At 44.5% G+C, this 18,710-nt stretch carries 19 protein-coding genes; 16 read left to right on the top strand and 3 right to left on the bottom strand.

The genetic code is table 11. The annotated features are described in order from the left end of the window. Positions 1 to 95 precede the first annotated feature (95 nt). On the bottom strand, positions 96 to 458 hold the full coding sequence (locus tag LP667_RS10490) for a hypothetical protein (protein WP_021732613.1): 363 nt from the start codon (positions 456 to 458) through the stop codon (positions 96 to 98). 131 nt (positions 459 to 589) lie between these two features. Here LP667_RS10490 and LP667_RS10485 point away from each other — a divergent pair, with 131 nt between their 5' ends. From LP667_RS10485 to manA, 4 genes are all read left to right on the top strand, one after another. After that, positions 590 to 1,618, top strand: a complete 1,029-nt coding sequence (locus tag LP667_RS10485; protein WP_033611961.1) for a branched-chain amino acid aminotransferase — start codon at positions 590 to 592, stop codon at positions 1,616 to 1,618. 244 nt (positions 1,619 to 1,862) lie between these two features. Next, the gene (locus tag LP667_RS10480) at positions 1,863 to 2,048 is read left to right on the top strand and encodes a hypothetical protein (RefSeq protein ID WP_021732611.1); all 186 of its coding nucleotides are present in this window, start codon (positions 1,863 to 1,865) and stop codon (positions 2,046 to 2,048) included. Positions 2,049 to 2,261: 213 nt separating this feature from the next. After that, positions 2,262 to 3,281, top strand: coding sequence for a serine hydrolase domain-containing protein (locus LP667_RS10475; protein ID WP_050584288.1), 1,020 nt, complete (start codon positions 2,262 to 2,264; stop codon positions 3,279 to 3,281). Between the two features lie 76 nt (positions 3,282 to 3,357). Then, a complete protein-coding gene (manA, locus tag LP667_RS10470) occupies positions 3,358 to 4,323 on the top strand; it encodes a mannose-6-phosphate isomerase, class I (protein ID WP_021732609.1) in 966 nt (321 codons plus the stop codon). A 251-nt stretch (positions 4,324 to 4,574) separates the two neighbouring features. On the opposite strand, the gene LP667_RS10465 is transcribed toward manA, so the two are convergent. Together LP667_RS10465 and LP667_RS10460 are read right to left on the bottom strand one after the other, a co-directional pair. After that, entirely contained in the window at positions 4,575 to 5,297 is a 723-nt protein-coding gene (locus LP667_RS10465; protein ID WP_021732608.1) for a type 1 glutamine amidotransferase, read from the bottom strand. Positions 5,298 to 5,299: 2 nt separating this feature from the next. Next, positions 5,300 to 6,646, bottom strand: a complete 1,347-nt coding sequence (locus LP667_RS10460; RefSeq protein WP_021732607.1) for a Mur ligase family protein — start codon at positions 6,644 to 6,646, stop codon at positions 5,300 to 5,302. A gap of 260 nt (positions 6,647 to 6,906) precedes the next feature. Here LP667_RS10460 and LP667_RS10455 point away from each other — a divergent pair, with 260 nt between their 5' ends. From LP667_RS10455 to atpA, 12 genes are all read left to right on the top strand, one after another. Then, entirely contained in the window at positions 6,907 to 7,485 is a 579-nt protein-coding gene (locus LP667_RS10455) for a thymidine kinase (protein WP_033609657.1), read from the top strand. 13 nt (positions 7,486 to 7,498) lie between these two features. Next, complete coding sequence (gene prfA, locus LP667_RS10450) at positions 7,499 to 8,581, top strand: peptide chain release factor 1 (RefSeq protein WP_021732605.1); 1,083 nt, start codon at positions 7,499 to 7,501, stop codon at positions 8,579 to 8,581. Continuing rightward, on the top strand, positions 8,574 to 9,440 hold the full coding sequence (gene prmC / locus LP667_RS10445; RefSeq protein ID WP_021732604.1) for a peptide chain release factor N(5)-glutamine methyltransferase: 867 nt from the start codon (positions 8,574 to 8,576) through the stop codon (positions 9,438 to 9,440). Before prfA ends, prmC begins: the two co-directional genes overlap by 8 nt. Positions 9,441 to 10,042: 602 nt before the next feature. Continuing rightward, the gene (locus LP667_RS10440; RefSeq protein WP_021732603.1) at positions 10,043 to 11,062 is read left to right on the top strand and encodes an L-threonylcarbamoyladenylate synthase; all 1,020 of its coding nucleotides are present in this window, start codon (positions 10,043 to 10,045) and stop codon (positions 11,060 to 11,062) included. Between the two features lie 58 nt (positions 11,063 to 11,120). Continuing rightward, entirely contained in the window at positions 11,121 to 12,359 is a 1,239-nt protein-coding gene (glyA, locus tag LP667_RS10435; protein WP_021732602.1) for a serine hydroxymethyltransferase, read from the top strand. Positions 12,360 to 12,438: 79 nt separating this feature from the next. Then, a complete protein-coding gene (upp, locus tag LP667_RS10430) occupies positions 12,439 to 13,068 on the top strand; it encodes a uracil phosphoribosyltransferase (RefSeq protein ID WP_021732601.1) in 630 nt (209 codons plus the stop codon). Positions 13,069 to 13,539: 471 nt separating this feature from the next. Further along, on the top strand, positions 13,540 to 14,820 hold the full coding sequence (locus LP667_RS10425) for a solute carrier family 23 protein (RefSeq protein WP_021732600.1): 1,281 nt from the start codon (positions 13,540 to 13,542) through the stop codon (positions 14,818 to 14,820). A gap of 277 nt (positions 14,821 to 15,097) precedes the next feature. After that, the gene (gene atpB, locus LP667_RS10420; protein WP_021732599.1) at positions 15,098 to 15,811 is read left to right on the top strand and encodes a F0F1 ATP synthase subunit A; all 714 of its coding nucleotides are present in this window, start codon (positions 15,098 to 15,100) and stop codon (positions 15,809 to 15,811) included. Positions 15,812 to 15,848: 37 nt separating this feature from the next. Beyond that, on the top strand, positions 15,849 to 16,061 hold the full coding sequence (gene atpE, locus LP667_RS10415) for a F0F1 ATP synthase subunit C (RefSeq protein ID WP_003639224.1): 213 nt from the start codon (positions 15,849 to 15,851) through the stop codon (positions 16,059 to 16,061). A 53-nt stretch (positions 16,062 to 16,114) separates the two neighbouring features. Continuing rightward, positions 16,115 to 16,630: a F0F1 ATP synthase subunit B gene (gene atpF, locus LP667_RS10410; protein ID WP_021732598.1), complete on the top strand. Its 516-nt coding sequence runs from the start codon at positions 16,115 to 16,117 to the stop codon at positions 16,628 to 16,630. Then, positions 16,620 to 17,165: an ATP synthase F1 subunit delta gene (atpH, locus tag LP667_RS10405; protein WP_021732597.1), complete on the top strand. Its 546-nt coding sequence runs from the start codon at positions 16,620 to 16,622 to the stop codon at positions 17,163 to 17,165. Before atpF ends, atpH begins: the two co-directional genes overlap by 11 nt. A gap of 22 nt (positions 17,166 to 17,187) precedes the next feature. Next, on the top strand, positions 17,188 to 18,708 hold the full coding sequence (gene atpA / locus LP667_RS10400) for a F0F1 ATP synthase subunit alpha (RefSeq protein ID WP_021732596.1): 1,521 nt from the start codon (positions 17,188 to 17,190) through the stop codon (positions 18,706 to 18,708). Positions 18,709 to 18,710 lie beyond the last annotated feature (2 nt).

Below are 18,710 nucleotides of genomic sequence, written 5' to 3'. Positions count from 1 at the left end.
CCGCCACGGATTAGGTTGCTAATCTATGGCGGGTATTTTTGGTGATGGGCCTATTTCAGTAGCGAGGAAGTTTGGTTATCGGGGGAGCATGTTAATTATTCAAATGACAGCTCTAAGAAGTATAAATGCTTAGCCGGCAAGTGCGCCGATGAGACCCAGACTTCATGGTAATTAGGCACTTTTTTCTCCGTGTAATCGAAGAAAAAATCGAGTAAATTACCGTTTTTAGCCACAAAATCGTCTTGGAAGCGATTGACTAATAACTTGTTGTCAGGGAAATAAATGTCGGGATTGGCGACTTTGATTCGGTCGGGAACACCCATGCGGACAACGTTAGTATATTCTGGTTGGGTAAATTGAATTTCAGTTGGATGATGGGCGATGTAGAACATAACGTTATAAATTGAATCTGAATTACTAGCCACAACGAACCAGTCCTTTGCTAAATTTACCCCCATTATACCAAAAAATAACTTGAACGTCGGAAATGTTTTAATGCCTCTTGACAAAGTTCTAATTAACTATTAATCTTTTAATTAAATTCAAATTAATTAATTTGAAAAATTACATATGAAGGAAGTCGAAGCATATGGCAGATGTACAATTAGACTGGAACAACTTGGGGTTTGAATACCGGAATCTTCCGTACCGTTACCGTGCGTATTGGAAAGATGGTGCTTGGTACAAAAAGGAATTAACGGGGGATGCAACTTTACATATTAGTGAAGGCTCAACAGCATTGCACTATGGTCAGCAAGATTTTGAAGGTTTGAAGGCTTATCGGACTAAGGATGGCAGTGTTCAGTTGTTTCGGCCGGACCGCAACGCCGCACGGATGCAGACTAGTTGTGAACGGTTGTTAATGCCACAAGTGCCAACGGATATGTTTGTGGATGCCGTTAAACAAGTTGTTAAGGCTAATCAAGATTACGTCCCACCATATGGTACGGGCGCGACCTTATATTTACGGCCATTAATGATTGGGGTTGGCGGTAATATTGGGGTCCATCCCGCTCAAGAATATATTTTTACGGTTTTTGCAATGCCAGTTGGTAGTTACTTTAAAGGTGGGATGACGCCGACGAACTTTACAACGTCTGAATATGATCGAGCAGCTCATAAAGGAACTGGGGCTTACAAAGTTGGTGGAAACTACGCTGCTAGTTTATTCCCAGGTCAAGAAGCACATACCAATGGGTTTTCTGACTGTGTTTATCTTGATCCGGTTGAGCATCGCAAGATTGAAGAAGTTGGGTCAGCTAACTTCTTTGGTATTACCAAGGACGGCACTTTCGTCACACCAAAATCACCATCAATTTTGCCATCTGTTACGAAGTATTCATTACTCTACTTGGCAGAACATAAATTTGGCATGAAGACGGAGCAAGGCGATGTCTATATTGATGATCTAGATCGTTTTGCTGAAGCGGGTGCTTGCGGAACTGCTGCTGTTATTTCGCCAATTGGTGGCTTGGAACATCAAGGAAAGTTACACGTGTTCTACAGTGAAACGGAAGTTGGTCCAGTCACCAAAAAATTATATGACGAATTGACTGGCATTCAATTTGGCGATCGAGAAGCGCCTGAAGGTTGGGTTCAGAAAGTTGAATTAGACTAAGTACGTTATTATTAGTGCGATTAAATGGCGACTTTAGTGGCACTCGTTATGCGAGTGGGCTAAAGTCGTTTTTGTATGCGTAGTTAGATTATGCGTGGTATTGTGAATGAGAAAGGTACAGTTTAATTGCGTGTTTTTTTGACAAGACAGTGGTTGTTCAGTTAGGGGCTATTACGGTTAGTTAAAGATTGTGGTTGGTAATGTCGGGACGTTGAAAAGACGCTAAAATAAAGGGGTTGGCAAAATGATAAAATGGAGTAACCAACATTGGCAAGCGATTGAATGGGTCAGTACGGGGATACTGGTGAGCTGCACTTTGCTGTATAATCATCAGTTGGTGCCGAAGCAATGGCTACTTATCATTGGTGGACTTGCATTGATTAGTTATTGGTTGGTAACTTTGCCACGGTTGTTTGGTGGCAAGGGCTGAGGTTAGAATCGCGATGGTAGTGTGTCGATGGAAGCTAGTTATACTGGATCTGCTGATATACCGACATTTACGTACAGGCCACCACTTTTTACCGCGTTCGGTATTAATGATAATTAACGCAATACGGTGATTGTAATTGATACCAAGCGGTGCGACTGAGTAGCGTTGGCATCATCTGTATCATGATCCTAATAAGAGAGAATGAATAAATTAATGGGAACTTTTAAGAGAACTGAAGCACAAATTAACGAGATGGTCCAAAAGCGAGTGATTCCGGGGGCAAGCTATGCTCTGATCGATGGGCCGGAGATACATACTGGTCAGATGGGAGTGGCTCAGGTGAAACCGACGATTAAGCCATTATGGGCGGATGCCATGTATGATTTGGCTTCGGTCACTAAGGTCGTGGGGACAACGACTGTCGCGTTACAGTTGATCCAGAATGGGTTACTTGAAATGGACCGGCCCGTGCACGATTATTTGCCCTCCTTGCAATCGACTACGATTACAAGTCGTAATTTAATGACACATACGAGTGGACTAAGTGGGTATATCCCCAATCGAAATGCACTATCAGCAGAAGCCTTACTAGCAGCGTTGCAACAGCTGCCAATCAGTAATCGTAATCGCAATCATCGCGTCGTGTATACTGACTTAGGCCTGATCATCATGGGTCAGGTGATTGAACGGATCGTGGGTGAGGCCATTCAACCGCTTATTACCGAGCGCGTTTTACGACCATTGGGACTATGGCATACGAGTTTCCAACCAAGCCGCGAGAAAGTCGTACCGACGACGTATTCAGTCCAAACTGGGTTATTGCAGGGGATTGTCCATGATCCCAAGGCGCAAGTCTTAGGCGAGCATTGCGGTTCAGCCGGTTTATTTGCGAGTGTCGCTGATTTAGTTCGTTTTTCTCAACTGATGCTCGGGCAAATTGATGTTCCTACCGTACTGACACAGGCCACGATTGCGAACTTGTATCAAGATTGGACGCCCAACCGGCATCTACGCCGAAGTTTTGGGTGGAATCTATGGCACCGTCCGGCTGAGACAGCCCCCGTCATTTTTCATACCGGTTATACAGGGACGTTGCTGATGCTCGATCGTCAGCGACAACAAGGATTTGTTTTTCTATCTAATCGGGTCCATCCAGTTGCTAATAACCAGACTTTCTTGCCAGCCCGCCGACAATTAATTGCAGCGTGGTTGGCGGATACGGTTACAAATTAGTTGGTTCGGTTTCACAACCGCTTTCATGTATGCTAAAATTTAGATATTAAATTCAGCAATGGAGTGAGTAAACCTTATGAGTGAACCGTACTTTTTAAAACCCGTATTTCATGAAAAAATTTGGGGTGGGACTAAGTTACATGATGATTTTGACTATGATATTCCCAGTGACCATACTGGTGAATGTTGGGCTATTTCAGCTCATCCCCATGGCCCAGCGACTGTTGAAAACGGCCCGTATGCCGGCTTGACGTTGGATCAGGTGTGGGCAGAACACCGGGACGTTTTTGGCAATGCCAAGGGTGATGTCTTCCCATTATTAACGAAGATTTTGGATGCCAGTGAAGACTTATCGGTTCAGGTTCATCCTGACGACGCTTATGCGGCTGAACATGAGCATGAACTCGGTAAGACTGAATGTTGGTACGTTATTGCGGCTGAACCTGGCGCCACCATGATTTATGGACACCATGCGCAGACCCGTGAACAACTTGCTGAATGGATCAATAATGGAGAATGGGATAAGTTATTGCGGCGTGTGCCCGTCAAACCCGGCGACTTTCTCTATGTTCCATCGGGGACGATCCATGCTGTCGGTAAAGGTATTATGGTCTTAGAGACGCAACAAAGTTCTGATACGACTTACCGGCTGTACGATTGGGATCGGGTCGATAAGACGACTGGTCAAAAGCGGGAGCTCCACTTACAACAATCAATTGATACTACTAATGTGCCTCATCATGATCCTGATCTCGACATTACGACGACGCAGGTTGGGGATGCTACGGTGACAAAGTACGTGCAATCACCATTCTTCGGCGTTTGGCAATGGCGGTTAACGGATGGTCAAGCGACCTTTAATCGGGGAACGGCACCGTATACGTTGGTCTCGGTACTAGCCGGTCAAGGAAGCATTACCGTTGATGGTCAAGAGTATCCACTGAGCAAAGGCATTCATTTTATCTTACCGTTTGATGTTAAACAATGGACGTTGAAGGGCGATTTACAAATTATCGCCTCAGAACCAGGGGCCAAGGCTTAATTAGTTAACCCCCTGATATGATAAAAAAGATTGATACTGGCTCAAGCTGGTATCAGTCTTTTTTAGCAATTCGACTGATGTAATCAGTTTATTACTAAACGCTATCTAAAAGTATATAAATATTTATTATAGCTTAAAGGGGTTCACTAATGACAGGGCTTACAAATATGCTATTAAAGCATCTTGTTGATTGCGCAAAAAGACACCACTGACCAAGTCATCGGTCCAGTGGTGTCTTTTGTTGCCATCTATTAAGGTTTAACGACCACGTTTTTAGTGAGGTCTTCATTGAGCTGGTCGAGCACATCGAAATGACCATTAGGATACTTGCGTTGTAGGGCTAACTTCAAGATTCGTTTAGCGAGCGCTTCATTGCGGGCGAGAATTGGACCATGGAAGTAGGAACCAAAGGTATTTTTATAAATAACCCCTTCAGAGTGATCTTTACCATTGTTGCCATTGCCTTGAAGAACTTTGCCCAGCGGACGTTCGCCTTCACCAAGGAAAGTCATACCATTATGATTTTCAAAGCCATAGTAGGTCTGGTGCGTTTCAGCATTTTCAATAGTGATGTTACCGATAAAGCGATTGTTATCCTGACTCAGCGTGTAGTGATCTAATGCGCCGATGCCAGCAATTTTCTCGCCGTGAGCACCAATATAATAGTGACCCAGCATTTGGAAACCGCCACAGATTGCTAATAACGGGCCCCCGGCTTCAATATAAGCGGTCAGCGCATCTTTTTTCGTCTGTAAGTCTTTGGAGACAATGGTTTGCTCATAATCTTGACCACCCCCGAAGAGGGCAAAGTCGTATTTTTCAGCGTCAAACGGATCATCTAAGCTGACTAGGTCAACCGTAATATCGGCATCGACCGCCTGTGCGTAATAGCGCATAGCTAAAATATTACCAATATCACCATACGTATTCATTAAATCGCCGTAGAGGTGTGCGGCATGCAAAGTATAAGTCATGGTTAAGCCATCCCCCCATCAATAATGCCTTGGCTGGCAAGTTGTTTCCGTAATTGAAGCATTGCCGTGTAAGTTGCAACGACATAGACTTGCTTAGTTGGTAGTTTTTGAATTGCTGCCGTCATGTTGGTTAAATCAGGAATAACCGTTAATTGATCTTCGGGTACGCCAGCAACTTTAAGCCGAAACGTAATATCGCGATAACGTTCACCGCCACTAATATAGGCGGGAATATTTAATGACGGTAATTTTTCAAAGTCGCCGTCCCAAATCCAACTAGTATCGATCCCATCTGCGTAGTTAGCGTTAAGAAGGGCGGCAAATGAGAAGGGACGATCATCCGTACTGATTGTCTGTAAAACCTGGTTAAGACCTACTGGATTCTTCACAAGGATCAACGTCACATCTTTTTCGCCAACGTGAAATGTTTCTTGGCGACCGAAGACTTGCTCGTCGTTGTCGCTGAGCGCGTGGGCGATCTTAGCTGGTGTGACATCCATAAAGCGGCCGACCGCATATGCTGCTAACGCATTATAAATATTATATTGACCACCAATATTTAGGTGCATGGCTTGCCCGTTGATTTCGAAATCAGAACTGGTGGGTGTCATTTCAGTCAGCGCATTTAGCTTGTATGTCAGCTGGGGCCGTTCAAAGCCACAGTGAGGACAGTAATATTTCCCCATATTACTATAAGTCCGGCTATGATAACGTAAAATATGCTGACAGCGGGGGCACAACAAGCCATCGGTATTGGCCGGCGCTTGTTGGTCATGATCGGCCTGGTAGTCAAACCCGTAATAAAGGATCGGATTTGGCAATTGTTGAGCATTGAACAACGGCAAGTCACCATTGGCAATAATCGTGGCTTCCGGTGCCAAGGCAACACCGTCTAGGATTTTTTGATAAGTCGTGTAGATTTCGCCATAGCGGTCCATCTGATCACGGAAAATATTTGTGAAGACAAAGGCTTTGGGTGTGATGTACTTGGTGACCATGATCACGTTAGCTTCATCGACTTCTAGGACTGCGAGTGGCTTTTGATGGGTTTTAGGTGCCCGTAAAAAGGTCGTGACAATGCCTTGCTTCATATTGGATCCGCTTGGATTTGTCAAAATGTCAGGGTACTGTTCACGTAAAACCTTGACCGTTAAAGCGGTCGTTAACGTTTTGCCGTTGGTCCCAGTGATGACGATGACGTCGTAGTTCTTGGCGAGATGCTTTAAAATCGTTGGATCAAGCTTCAGCGCCAACTTGCCAGGGAGGGAACTCCCACCGCCACGGAAAGTGTGTAAAAACCAGTACGCGGATTTACCTGTCCAAGTGGCTAATGTACTATTAATTGACATAAGTTATCGGTACCCCTAATTCTTGATTTACCCGGATATCATTAACAAAAGTGACAACTGGGTATTAAAATCATAATCACCGGACAAAATGTCCTACTCTCAAGTATTTTATACTGAACGTCCTTAAAAGAAAAGTGATACTCCCGCCATTTAACTGCATATTATCAATTCGTTAATTAGTTTTAATGACAGAATGCTGAAATTCACGGCCAAATCCGCTATAATTGACTAGAAATGTGTAAAAAAGGGGAATGAGTCGCTTGGCACAGTTATTTTTTCGGTATGGCGCGATGAACAGTGGTAAAACCATTGAAATTTTGAAAGTTGCCCATAATTATGAGGAACAAGATAAGTCGGTCATCATCCTAACGAGTGGCTTAGATAATCGTGATGGCGTGGGCTACGTTGCAAGCCGAATTGGCCTGAAACGCGAAGCAACACCAGTTTTTGACGATACGAATGTTTTCGATGTCGTTAGTCAGACTAATCCAGACGCGGCCTGCGTTTTAATTGACGAAGCCCAGTTTTTGAAGAAACATCATGTCTTAGAGTTAGCCAATGTTGTGGATAAGTTGAAGATTCCAGTCATGACGTTTGGCTTGAAAAACGATTTTCGCAACGAGTTGTTTGAAGGCAGCAAGTACCTGCTATTATATGCTGATAAGATTGAAGAAATGAAGACGATCTGCTGGTTTTGTCGTAAAAAGGCAATTATGAATTTACGGTTCCACGATGGTCAGCCAGTCTATGAAGGCGAACAAGTTCAAATCGGGGGTAATGAGGCGTACTACCCAGTTTGTCGTCATCATTATTTTTACCCGCCGAAATTAACAAAGTGAGGATTAACTGAGAATGGATAAGTTTTTTGATAAGTTACAAGCCGTTGCTGATCGGTATGAAGAACTCGGTGAATTGTTAAGTGATCCGGAAGTCATTTCAGATTCACAACGATTCATGAAGTTATCTAAAGAAATGGGTAATATTCGTGAGACCGTTGAAAAGTATAATCACTATAAGGAAGTTACGAGTCAGATTGAAGAAAATGATGAGTTGCTTCGTGAAAAGCTTGACGATGAAATGAATGCGATGGTCAAAGATGATTTAAAGAACCTCAACGCAGAAAAAGATCAGTTGGAACATGAAATCACGTTACTGATGTTGCCTAAAGATCCTAACGATGATAAGAATATCATCATGGAAATTCACGGTGCCGCTGGTGGTGATGAAGCCAGCTTGTTTGCAGCTGACCTCTTCAACATGTACTCGAAGTACGCAGAGCGGCAAGGGTGGCAGGTAGAAGTCGCTGACCGTAATGAAACTGAAGTCGGCGGTTTTAAAGAAATTGTGTTAATTATTTCTGGTGATAAGGTTTATTCAAAGTTGAAGTATGAGAGTGGTGCTCACCGGGTACAACGGGTGCCAGTGACTGAATCAGCTGGCCGGGTGCACACTTCAACAGCAACGGTCGGGGTGATGCCAGAAGCACAAGATGTTGATATTGATATTGACCAAAAGGATATTCGAACGGATGTCTTCCGGTCATCTGGTGCTGGTGGTCAGCATATCAATAAGACGTCTTCGGCGGTGCGGATGACCCATTTACCAACTGGAATCGTAGTTTCAATGCAGGATCAGCGGTCCCAACAACAAAACCGGGCTAAAGCAATGGAAATCTTGCGGGCACGCGTTTACGATTATTATCAATCACGGGAACAAAACGAATATGATGCTGAACGTAAATCGGCCGTTGGGACGGGTGATCGTTCCGAACGTATTCGGACTTACAATTTTCCACAAAACCGCGTCACGGATCACCGGATTGGGTTAACACTCAATAAACTTGACCGGGTCATGAACGGTGAACTGGACGAAGTTATTGATGCCCTCGTTCTAGCTGACCAAGCCGAAAAGATGGAGCGTTTAACTAATGATTAAGCCTGATCAGCCTACTTACTTTGAAGCCCAGCAGTGGGCTTCTTTTTGTCTAAAGACGGCCCAATTGCCCACGGACAGTGCTCGTTTTTTGTTGTTAGGATTGAGTCGTCTGGATCAGACCCAATTATTAATTCATTACCGTGATTCTTTACCAACGAACATCTGGCAGGCCTATCAGCAGGGAATTGACCGGGTGGTAGCTGGTGAGCCGGTTCAGTATGTGCTAGGCCACGCGCCGTTTTATGGCCTGGAATTGCAAGTTGATCCGGCAGTGCTAATTCCTAGAGTTGAAACCGAAGAATTGGTAGACTGGATTTTAACCGATATTCCTGAGACGGCACCGGTGCGCCTCTTAGATGTTGGTACCGGGTCGGGGGCAATTGCCTTGGCCTTGAAACATGAGCGCCCGGCGTGGGAGATTACGGCTAGCGATATTTCAACAGCGGCACTACGGGTAGCCCAAACGAATGCGGACCACTTACGGCTAGATGTTTCATTGGTTCACAGTGATTTACTAGTTGATGTGTCTCAGCAATCATTTGATGTTATTGTGAGCAATCCGCCGTACATTGCAACGAGTGAAAAAGATGTCATGGATGCGAGTGTTTTAGACTATGAGCCACAGACGGCACTATTTGCTGCTCATGAGGGGCTGGCGCTTTATGAACGGTTAGCCGCGACGGTTGCCGATTATTTGGTCCCAACCGGTCGCTTATACTTGGAGTTTGGCTATCATCAGGGGGCGGCCCTACAACAGCTATTTACGCAGACATTACCTGACGCAACGGTGACGCTGCGACAAGATATGGCTGGCCATGACCGAATGCTTCGCGTCGATATGGCGGCAAATCAGCGATAGTTGGGTGTTGCATTAATATCGATGTCTTTGGTGTTAGTGTTATTTGGGATGAATTCTGATTAAAGTGTGCCGATTAAGTCTGGTTCCTGTTCGTCAGCCGATGCGCGTCCTATTCCGACCTCCGGGGCTGGGTGCCAATTGCTGGAACGCAGCCGACGTCGATTTGAGCTCACGCATAACCCGCGTCATCTCAAATGCGAGTCTTATTCTAAGCCGGAAGTAACCCGCTTCCAGCTAAGAATAATTTGGCTACTGAGCATTGTCACCCAGCCCCTCCAGTCTCAATAGTGTGAAGGGCAGTGGGTTGAGCCTAGCCACCGAATGAATGCGGTCTGGGTATTGATTCAGTGGCGTAGCAAGCACAGGCTTCAGTGGCACAGAGCACGTTTCGGTAAGCCGCTCGAATGGCTGATGAACGACCACCGATCTTGGCACAATTAGTTATTGAATATCTTGATACTGGCACTTCGATTAATCAGAATTCGTGATGGGTTGACTAGTCCAAAATGTAAATAATAACGAAGGCTATTTGATTGTAATAATAAGGAAGATTATTTGATTATAACAATGGATTAATAATAAAGTAGAGGTTTTAACGAATTATGGAAACGAAAGTATATACGCCGGATGAGATTCCGGCCGCTGCCGCATTATTGACGGCAGGGCAGTTAGTGGCATTCCCAACGGAAACGGTCTATGGGTTGGGGGCCGATGCAACGAATGTGGATGCCGTCAAGCAAGTGTACTTGGCTAAGGGCCGCCCGAGTGATAATCCCTTGATCGTGCACGTTGCTGATGTGGAGACAGTCGAACGGTTTGCTCAGCCGTTGTCGGAAGCAGCCAAGAAACTAATTAAAGCCTTTTGGCCGGGACCGTTGACGATGATTTTTAAATTGCAGCCAGATGCATTGGCACCAGAAGTTACGGGTGGGCTAGCGACCGCTGCTTTTCGTAATCCTGATAATGATGCGACCCTAGCTTTGATTCGTGCGGCCGAAACGCCGATCGTAGGACCGTCTGCCAATACATCTGGTAAGCCGAGTCCAACGACGGCACAACACGTGTTGCACGACCTGCACGGTAAAATTGCTGGTATTCTGGATGATGGTCCGACGAAGGTTGGGGTTGAATCCACGGTATTGGATCTTTCGACCGATCAACCGGCAATTCTGCGGCCCGGTGCCGTAACACCGGAAGCGATTGAGCAGGTGATTGGCATGCCGGTTCAAACTGAATTACACCATGTGGGCGCTACGGAAGTGCCTAAGGCTCCTGGAATGAAATACAAACACTATGCGCCTAACGCCCAAGTTTATATCGTTGATCGCTCGGAAGATTGGCCACAAGCATTAGCGTGGGCCGCTCAACAGGAGATTCCAATGGGTGTTATGGCAACTGATGGTATATTAACTAACAATCTAATTCCAGCTAATTGCGAACAATTCTCGCTTGGAGATGATATTCAGTCGGCTAGTCGAAAGCTGTTCGCTGGCTTGCGGCACTTTGATACTGAAACGAAAATTAAGGATATTTTGTGTCAAGCCTTTGAAAATAAAGGATTAGGGCTTGCCTATATGAACCGATTAAATAAATCTGCCGGACAAACACATTTTAGTGTATAATGATTGCAAGTCGGGAAAACCCGAAAGTTGTCACTTGTGAAATGGAGGAGATTTATTCATGAATTACCAAGAACAAGATCCAGAAGTATGGGCTGCGATTAGTAAGGAACAGGCACGGCAACAACACAATATTGAGTTGATTGCTTCTGAAAATATCGTTTCGAAGGGTGTCCGGGCGGCACAGGGGAGTGTGCTGACAAATAAATACTCTGAAGGTTATCCGGGCCACCGGTTTTATGGTGGTAACGAATATGTGGATCAAGTGGAAACCTTAGCGATTGAACGGGCTAAGAAATTATTTGGTGCAGAATACGCCAACGTACAGCCACATTCTGGCTCACAGGCCAATGCAGCCGCCTATATGGCACTGATTCAACCTGGTGATCGCGTGATGGGAATGTCACTAGACGCGGGGGGCCATTTAACACACGGGTCCAGTGTGAACTTTTCCGGCAAACTTTACGATTTTCAAGGTTATGGGCTTAATCCCGAGACCGAAGAGCTTGACTATGATGCGATTCTTACCCAAGCACAAGAATTTCAACCAAAGTTAATCGTCGCTGGTGCGTCTGCTTATAGTCGTCTGATTGATTTTAAGAAGTTTCGTGAGATTGCCGATCAAGTTGGTGCGCTGCTGATGGTTGACATGGCTCATATTGCCGGCTTAGTGGCAGCTGGTTTGCATCCTAACCCGGTGCCGTATGCTGACGTGGTCACAACCACTACGCATAAAACGCTACGCGGTCCCCGCGGTGGCATGATTTTAGCAAAAGAAAAGTATGGTAAGAAGATCAATTCAGCCGTTTTCCCTGGTAATCAGGGCGGCCCATTGGATCATGTGATTGCAGGTAAAGCGATTGCTTTGGGCGAAGATTTACAGCCTGAATTTAAAGTTTATGCCCAGCAGATTATTGATAATGCCAAGGCTATGGCCAAAGTCTTTAACGATTCTGATTTGGTTCGGGTCATTTCTGGCGGGACTGATAATCATTTAATGACGATTGATGTCACTAAGTCCGGTTTGAACGGACGTCAAGTACAAGATCTGTTAGATACGGTTTATATTACGGTGAATAAAGAAGCAATTCCTAATGAGACGCTCGGTGCCTTTAAGACTTCTGGTATTCGATTAGGAACGCCGGCCATTACAACTCGTGGGTTTGATGAAGCTGATGCAACTAAGGTAGCTGAATTGATTCTGCAAGCGTTACAAGCACCGACAGATCAAGCAAACTTAGATGATGTCAAACAACAAGCAATGGCCTTAACGGCTAAGCACCCGATCGATGTTGATTAAGTAATTTATATCAGGTCTGGTTTTTTCTCTCTAAATTAGCTACAATAGAAAGAAATTACTAAGGAGTGTGCGTAGCAACATGGGTAAGTTTGAGGTTTTGGATCATCCGCTCATTCAACATAAATTGACGATCATTCGGGAAAAGAACTGTGGTACGAAGGTCTTCCGGGAAATGGTTAATGAGATTTCAACGTTGATGGCGTACGAAGTATCACGTGATATGCCGTTGAAAGACATTGAGATTGAAACACCGATTGCTAAGTCGACGCAAAAGACGTTGGCTGGTAAGAAAGTTGCCATTGTGCCAATCTTACGGGCTGGCTTAGGAATGGTTGACGGATTCTTGAACATGATTCCGGCAGCGAAAGTTGGGCACGTTGGGATGTATCGGGATGAAAAGACCTTGAAACCGGTCGAATATTTCGTGAAGTTGCCAACTGATATTTCGCAACGGCAATTGTTTGTCGTTGATCCAATGTTAGCCACTGGTGGTTCAGCCATCATGGCAATGGATATGTTGAAAAAGCGTGGCGCAAGTAATATTAAGTTCATGTGTTTAGTGGCGGCTCCTGAGGGTGTTAAAGCACTTCGAGAAGCGCATCCAGACATTGACGTTTATACGGCAGCACTCGACGACCATTTGAACGAAGATGGCTACATTGTCCCTGGGTTGGGCGATGCTGGCGACCGGTTATTTGGTACGAAGTAAGTTGTGAAAAAAGGTAGCACCGCCAGGCCATGCTTGGGGGGCTGCCTTTTTAATTGCGATAATTATTGCCAATTCTTTCTATATTATAGGTAGTTATTGACGTTAACCGTCTGTGCTTGAGTGAGTTCAGAGACTATTTTGTAGTTAATAATGAGGCGTGTTGCCGGTTCGTGGTGACTGTCAGATAAGCAAACATTATCATTTTTGAAGAGAATTGGTAACAAATGTTATGTTGTTTTTTTACTGTGACGATTTACGAATCAAGTGTGTTCAAAGATTAAGTTGACAATTAATCTTGAGACGAGTAGACTGATTGCAATTAAACAGTTCCTTTAATTTAGCTCAGAGAGGCTGAAAAGGATGAACGGACGGACGCTTTTTAAGGGAGTCGTGCGTAATTTCGGACAGCCTAGCCGCTTTGAGTGGTGGGCTGTCTTTTGTTTTGCAATCATTAGTAAAAAGGGGTGCGTTATGGCAAAAAAAGCGGCGTTTCATAATGATGAAGTCGTATTAGATATTCATGACCGACCGAAATTGGGTAGTTGGTTAGGCCTGTCAGTGCAACATCTGTTCTCAATGTTCGGTTCAACTGTATTGGTCCCAATCTTAGTTGGTTTGAATCCCGGAATTGCACTGTTTAGTTCTGGTGTTGGCACGTTAATGTACATTCTAATTACACGTGGGAAGATTCCGGCGTACATGGGTTCAAGCTTTTCGTTCATCGTGGTGATGCAGTCTTTAATGAAGACGGCGGGGTATCCGGCGATTGCACAAGGGACCGTAGCGGTCGGTTGTGTTTATTTGCTGGTCAGCTTACTAGTCACGCTGATCGGATCTGATTGGATTGATAAAGCATTACCACCCATTGTTGTAGGACCAATTGTTATGGTGATTGGGTTGTCGCTTGCTGGTACGGCGGCCAAAGATGCGACCATTAATGGGAGTAGTTATGATATTAAATACTTTGGTGTGGCCATGGCAACCATGTTATTGACGGTGATCTTCAACATGTATTTACGTGGCTTTATGAGCCTGGTACCGATCTTGTTGGGAATCGTCTGTGGCTATATCATTGCTGTGTTAGCAGGAATTGTTGACTTTACAGGAGTCGAAAAGGCTCAGTGGTTTGCAATGCCCGCCTTTCAATTGCCGTTTATTAGCTACCATCCTGGAATTTACTGGGGTGCCATCTTAAGTATGGCACCGATTGCTTTTGTGACAATGTCGGAGCATATGGGGCACATTATGGTCCTAAATAAGCTGACAAAGCGGAATTTCTTCAAAGATCCTGGCTTGAACCACACGTTAGCTGGTGATGGGACGGCGTCAATTATTGCTGGATTTGTTGGTGGCCCCCCTGTAACGTCTTACGGTGAAAACATTGGCGTGCTGGCTATCACGCGGGTCCATAGCATTTATGTTCTCGGTGGCGCGGCCTTCTTTGCGATTGTTTTCAGCTTTGTTGGTAAACTATCGGCGTTGATTGAAAGTATTCCGTCCCCAGTTATTGGTGGTGTTAGTTTTCTATTATTCGGGGTGATTGCTTCTAGTGGGATGCGAATCTTGATTGATAATAAAGTTGATTTTAACCAAAAGCGCAATTTAATGATTGCATCAGCCATTCTAGTAATTGGAATTGGGAATGCTTACTTACAAATGGGAAGTTTTCAATTTAGTGGTCTAGCAGTTGCGACGGTATTAGGAATTGCGATGAACCTTGTACTGCCAAAGACGGCGGTTAATGAGAAGTAGCCGATAATATGTCGGTACCAAGATGAAAATAAAGTCGAGATGATGAAAATCCAATGATTTGAAAGCTTAATGAAAGCTTGGTATCGTTGGATTTTTATTGATTGATGAAAAGTTGAAATTATTTTGAATTTTTTCGACGGTGGTGGTATTATTACCTTTGTATTTTGATTAGGGGTGACCCCAATCTACCATTTCAGGTTACGATAAAATTGACGTTGACTGACTCAAAGGTTAAGGTTATCGTAGCACCGAAATTAAAGGAAAGAGGTGATATTCAGTGGGTGATCCAGTTCCTACAGTCAAATTCCTTGGACTGACGTTTAATATCGCGAATGACATTTCAGTAATCGTGACTTGTCTGATTGTGTTCTTGTTTGTCTTTTTACTTTCGCGACATTTAACTATGAAGCCCAAGGGTGGACAAAATGTGCTGGAGTGGCTCATCGAGTTCACGAATGGCATTGTCAAAGGTTCGATTAAGGGGAATGAAGCGGCTAACTTCGGTTTGTACGCATTTACGTTATTCCTCTTCGTCTTCATTGCTAACCAACTTGGATTGTTCATTCATGTTCAGGTCGGGCAGTACACGTATCTGAAGAGTCCAACCGCCGATCCGATTGTGACTTTGACGTTATCGTTTATGACCGTGGCACTTGCGCATGCCGCTGGTGTTCGTAAGAAAGGTATGGGCGGTTATTTGAAAGAATATACGCAGCCTTTCGCGGTATTCTCGGTTATTAACATCTTTGAACAATTTACCGATTTCCTAACTTTAGGGCTTCGGCTGTTCGGGAACATCTTTGCTGGTGAAATGTTACTAACGAAGGTTGCTGATTTGGCAAAGAGTAACGGTTGGTTGAGCTATGTTTACTCATTTCCAATTGAACTCTTATGGCAAGGTTTCTCAGTGTTTATCGGGAGCATTCAAGCGTTCGTGTTCGTAACCTTGACTTCAGTTTATATTTCTCAGAAGGTTAACGACGAGGAATAATTTCTAGTTTTTTAATTTTAAGGAGGATACACAGATTATGGGAGCAATTGCTGCAGGTATTGCTATGTTTGGTGCCGCTTTAGGTGCTGGTATTGGTAACGGTTTGGTTATTTCTAAGATGCTTGAAGGGATGGCCCGTCAACCAGAATTATCTGGTCAATTACGGACTAACATGTTCATCGGTGTTGGGTTGATTGAATCAATGCCTATCATTTCCTTCGTTGTTGCTTTGATGGTTATGAACAAGTAATCATTGGTCAACGAGTTCATTTTAATGAAAATGAAAGAAGGAGGTGTCATTAGATGCTCTCGCATTTAATTATCGGTGCATCCGGTCTCTACCTTGGTGATATGTTGTTTATTGGGATTAGTTTCATCGTCTTGATGGCGTTGATCTCAGCGGTTGCTTGGAAGCCCATCACGAAAATGATGGCTGATCGGGCAGACAAAATTGCAAATGATATTGATTCAGCGCAAAAATCGCGGCAAGAAGCTAGTGATTTAGCGGATCAACGTCGTGACGCATTGTCACACTCACACGCTGAAGCCAGTGAAATCGTGGCGGATGCGAAGAAGAGTGGCGAGAAGCAACGGTCAACCATCGTTGCCGATGCGCAAAACGAAGCAACGCAGTATAAACAAAACGCACGTAAGGATATTGAACAGGAGCGTCAAGATGCCTTGAAGAACGTCCAATCAGACGTCGCTGACATTTCGGTTGCCATTGCTACGAAGATTATTAAGAAGCAATTGGATCCGGAAGGCCAACAGGCATTAATTAATTCGTATATTGAAGGGTTGGGAAAGCATGAGTCTTGATAATCTTACAATTGCAAGTCGTTATTCAAAGGCACTCTTTGAACTTGCAGTTGAAAAAGATCAGACCGAAGCATTCCTGGCCGAATTAAAGCAATTACGGCAAGTCTTTGTCGACAACCCGCAATTGGCAGAGGTCCTCTCAGGATCATTGCTTCCGGTTGATCAAAAACAGACAACGTTGTCAACTTTGACTGACCACGCTTCAGAATACATTAAAAACTTTATTCAAATGTTGTATGATTACGGCCGCATGTCGAACTTAGTCGACATTGTTGACGCGTTTGAGGCACGTTTCGATGAGAGTCGCAAAATAGTGCATGCCGAAGTAACGTCTGCGGTCAAGTTGTCAGATGAGCAAGCTGATGCTATCGCAAAGGCATTCGCCAAACGCGTTGGTGCCAATCAGGTTGTTTTGTCACGTAAAGTCGATGAAGCAATCATTGGCGGTGTAATTGTGAAGTCAAATAATCAAACGTTTGATGGTAGCGTTGCGTTACAACTAACGAATTTAAGACGAGCACTCATCAACAATTAGTTTACGAAGAGGTGAAACTTTTATGAGCATTAAATCTGAAGAAATCAGTGCTCTAATCAAACAACAATTAGAAAGTTATCAAACTGAGCTCTCAGTTGCTGAAACCGGTACTGTCACCTATGTTGGTGATGGGATCGCCCGTGCTCACGGACTCGACAATGCCTTACAAGGTGAATTGCTCGAATTCAGTAACGGAGTTTACGGGATGGTACAAAACCTCGAAAGCAACGATGTTGGTATCGTTGTTTTAGGGGATTTTGATGGTATTCGTGAAGGCGATACTGTTAAGCGGACTGGTCGGATCATGGAAGTTCCAGTTGGGGACGCCATGATTGGCCGGGTTGTTAACCCATTAGGTCAACCAGTTGACGGTTTAGGTGAGATTAAGACCACGAATACGCGGCCAATCGAACATAAAGCGCCTGGCATTATGCAACGGCAATCAGTTAGTGAACCGCTTCAAACTGGGATTAAGGCCATTGATGCCTTAGTACCAATTGGTCGTGGTCAACGTGAATTGATTATCGGGGACCGTAAGACTGGGAAGACGTCCGTTGCCATTGATGCCATTTTGAATCAAAAGGACCAAGACATGATTTGTGTCTACGTCGCAATTGGTCAAAAGGATTCAACGGTACGGGCCCAAGTTGAAACGTTGAAGAAATTAGGTGCGATGGATTACACAATCGTCGTTACTGCCGGACCTGCTGAACCAGCGCCATTACTGTACTTAGCTCCTTATGCTGGGGCAGCGATGGGTGAAGAATTTATGATGAACGGCAAGCATGTTCTGATCGTCTATGATGACCTTTCAAAACAAGCCACGGCTTATCGTGAACTTTCCTTGATCCTCCGTCGTCCTCCAGGTCGTGAAGCTTATCCTGGGGATGTCTTCTACTTGCACTCACGGTTGCTTGAACGGGCTGCTAAGTTGAGTGATGAATTGGGTGGCGGTTCAATGACGGCCTTACCAATTATCGAAACGCAAGCTGGGGATATTTCAGCTTACATTCCAACCAACGTTATTTCAATCACCGATGGTCAAATCTTCTTGGATAGCGATTCATTCTATTCTGGTGTACGGCCAGCGATCGATGCCGGGGCTTCTGTTTCTCGGGTTGGTGGGGATGCCCAAATTAAAGCGATGAAGTCGGTTGCCGGGACGTTACGTCTGGATTTGGCTTCTTATCGTGAATTGGAATCATTCTCACAATTCGGTTCTGACTTGGATGCGGCAACGCAAGCGAAGTTAAACCGTGGGCAACGAATCGTTGAAGTCTTAAAACAACCAGTTCATTCACCATTAAAGGTTGAAGAACAAGTTATGATTTTATATGCTTTGACCAACGGCTATTTAGATAAAGTGGCAGTTAGTGATATTGCCCGTTATCAAAACGAATTGTTTGAATTTATTCGCGCTAGTCATCAAGATTTGTTTGATACGATTCTGGCAACCAAGAAGTTACCAGACGCTGATCAAATGAATAGTGCCTTAGATGCGTTTGCAGAACAATTCCAGCCAACCGCTGCCGCTGCGAAGTAGTT

This window comes from Lactiplantibacillus paraplantarum, assembly GCF_003641145.1.
Classification (GTDB): Bacteria; Bacillota; Bacilli; order Lactobacillales; family Lactobacillaceae; genus Lactiplantibacillus; species Lactiplantibacillus paraplantarum.
This window is presented reverse-complemented; position numbering and strand designations above follow the sequence as displayed.